The sequence below is a fragment of the Alistipes sp. DJF_B185 genome (genome assembly GCF_964250025.1).
Lineage (GTDB): Bacteria > Bacteroidota > Bacteroidia > Bacteroidales > Rikenellaceae > Alistipes > Alistipes finegoldii.
Map to the genome: position 1 here is coordinate 1 of NZ_CAXUDY010000084.1, position 769 is coordinate 769.

At 58.6% G+C, this 769-nt stretch carries 2 protein-coding genes; both read right to left on the reverse strand.

Annotated features, from left to right (window positions below; all coding sequences use genetic code 11):
• Positions 1 to 209: hypothetical protein (locus ACESTR_RS16290; protein ID WP_368228573.1), on the reverse strand; the 209-nt coding region annotated here is incomplete at its 3' end.
• 14 nt (positions 210 to 223) lie between these two features.
• Positions 224 to 769: TraG family conjugative transposon ATPase (locus tag ACESTR_RS16295; protein WP_347029040.1), on the reverse strand; the 546-nt coding region annotated here is incomplete at its 5' end.

Consider the following 769-nt stretch of genomic DNA (forward strand, 5'->3'; position numbering starts at 1 on the left):
CCTCCCCAATACTTCCTCACGGGACGGGAGAAGCGTGTCCCGTCCTTGTAGGACACCTCCACGTAAAAACCGCCGCCCCGGCGTCCCGGGTTGCGGTAGATGCGAACCCGGGGAGAACCCGAGCGGCTTTCCCACTCGCCCGCCACCTCGTACAGCGCGAAGTCCAAACGCGCCGCCGTGGGGTCTGATCCGATACACTTGCGATACATGGCCTGCCCTCCCTTTAACGTTTGCCCTCGGCGAGCTGCCTGATCGCCAGTTCCATATCACCGCCCAGCTCCCCGGCAAGCCGCTGTACCTCCACTTTCTCCGTTTCCTCGGTCGTGTAGGCCAGGTACTCCGGGACGCTGACCTCCGTGGCATAGACCGCCGACTGAACGCCGCCCAGACCGATCCAGACCTCCTTGTATTTACGGGAAGGGTCGTTGGACTGGTTGATCGAGAGAATCTGCGCCTTCTCCTTGTCGGTCAGCCCCAACAAGGACTGAATCGCGTCGAAACGGTTCATGAACTTGCGCTGGTCGAGCAGGATCTTGCAGTCCGAGTTGTTGATGATCGCCTCCTTGACCACCGGGCTGGAAATGATGTCCTCGACCTCCTGCGTCACAACGATGGCCTCACCGTAGTATTTGCGGACGGTTTTATACATATAACGCAGATATTCAGCCATATTGGCCGTAGAGAGCGCCTTCCAGGCCTCCTCGACGATGAGCTGTTTGCGTACCCCCTTGAGCCGTCTCATCTTGTTTATGAAAGCCTCCATGATGAT